The organism is Arthrobacter humicola (assembly GCF_022803015.1).
GTDB classification, from domain to species: domain Bacteria; phylum Actinomycetota; class Actinomycetes; order Actinomycetales; family Micrococcaceae; genus Arthrobacter; species Arthrobacter humicola_A.
This window is the reverse complement of record NZ_JAFKON010000030.1, coordinates 1-1,429: the sequence shown is the minus strand read 5'-3', so window position 1 is coordinate 1,429 and position 1,429 is coordinate 1. Positions and strand designations below refer to the sequence as shown.

The window sequence follows — 1,429 nt, the reverse complement described above, 5'->3', positions numbered from 1 at the left end:
CCGTCGGCCGCCGAGCAAGCGAGCTTGCCAGCAACCAAAAAACAACGGGGGGAGAGGGGACGCTGGCCGGTCATCTGAGCCGCCCCACCCGCCGAATCCTTGGGCAAAAAGGAGCAACACCATGAACGCAGTAGCAACCAAGACGGTGACCACTAAAGACACCGGGGAGACCATCGACGGCGTGACCGTGCTGGGCGATTACCACATGAACGACGGCTACGACTGGATGGAACTCATCGAAGCCGAAGGCTGGGCAGTCATCCCCAGCTGGGGGAGCGACGGCTGGGATCTCGGCCAGTGGCCCTATGTCATGGTCGCCGCCACCCGGACCGCTGACAGCATCGGCAACCTCTTCGGAGTCGCCACCTACTGCGAGGGAGACGTCAGCTGCACGTTCTACCGGACCAAGGCCCGGCAATGGGACGCGATCACCGAACAGGCGTTCTTCCACTGGAAGAACGGACAGGCCCACGGCCCGGACGACCTCCCGGAAGCCGCCGCGGAACTTCCGTCCCGCTACCGGATGCCCTACACGGTCAACGCCGCCTAACCAGCGCCAGAGCCGGTGCCCCGCCGCTATCGGCGGGGCACCGCACCCCACCGCACCACTTGAGAGGACACACTTGATGAGCACCTGCACCGCCCTGATCATCCCCGCCGACGGACGCGAACCCGCACGGGTCGAAACCATCGACGCATCACTGGAGAACCTGCAAAGCCTCGTGGCCGGGAACATCGAAGCCGTGAGCGGCTACGACTGGCACTTCTACGTCAATGAGGAAGGCAAAATTCTGAACCTCGCCCCTAACCGCCGCGCCGCTCAGCTGGTCCTTGAAGAGACCGGAGTCCTGACCGATGTCTACTGCGGGAACGCGGTGTTCCTGGGCGAGACGGACGACGGCGGCGAGGCCGACGTACCCGAGGAATTGATGGACCTGGCACAGCAACTCTTCGGACTGCACCAACCGGTGAACTGACACCCAGGACGGTGGCCGGCCTTCCGGGACGGTCACCGCTGGCGGTCCGCCGTCGTGGCCGGCTCCCGCTTCTGGTTACCGGCGGCGGACCGCCAACCGCAGGGTCATGAGCGGGAGCCAGGACGGCGCGGCAAGCCGGCTGCAGCACAACAGGTGCAGATCCCGGGGTGCTCTTAAATGGTTCGCAGGGCTCACCCCAGGGCGTCCGCTGGCGCGGCCGGCTGTTGGGTCCAGGTACGCCGTCGCAGAGCTCCGTCGCACCCGGCCCTGTCTTGTCTACGACGTCTTTTGGTTGCTGTCCTCCGGATTCTAGGCGTCCGCTCCTCCCCGTCTAGCCCCGGTCGTTCCTCCCAGGGCCTGCGGTGCAGGAATTTCCCTCCGGCGCTCCTGCGTCGCTGATTTCCTCCGGGAATTTCCTCCCCCTTGCCTTCGGTAGACAGGGCTCCGTCGGC

2 protein-coding genes are annotated in these 1,429 nt (G+C 65.6%); both read left to right on the top strand.

Annotation, left to right across the window (positions count from 1 at the left end; all coding sequences use genetic code 11):
* The first annotated feature begins 121 nt into the window (after positions 1–121).
* Positions 122–550 carry a hypothetical protein gene (locus ARTB_RS21305; RefSeq protein WP_243182273.1) on the top strand — a complete coding sequence of 143 codons (429 nt, stop codon included), beginning with the start codon at positions 122–124 and terminating at the stop codon, positions 548–550.
* A 76-nt stretch (positions 551–626) separates the two neighbouring features.
* Positions 627–977, top strand: a complete 351-nt coding sequence (locus tag ARTB_RS21300; RefSeq protein WP_243182272.1) for a DUF3846 domain-containing protein — start codon at positions 627–629, stop codon at positions 975–977.
* Positions 978–1,429: the final 452 nt, after the last annotated feature.

Bases quoted from the DNA above. Each gene is read 5' to 3' on its own strand.
- ARTB_RS21305 (WP_243182273.1), top strand. From the start codon at position 122: ATGAACGCAGTAGCAACCAAGACGGTGACCACTAAAGACACCGGGGAG.
- ARTB_RS21300 (WP_243182272.1), top strand. From the start codon at position 627: ATGAGCACCTGCACCGCCCTGATCATCCCCGCCGACGGACGCGAACCC.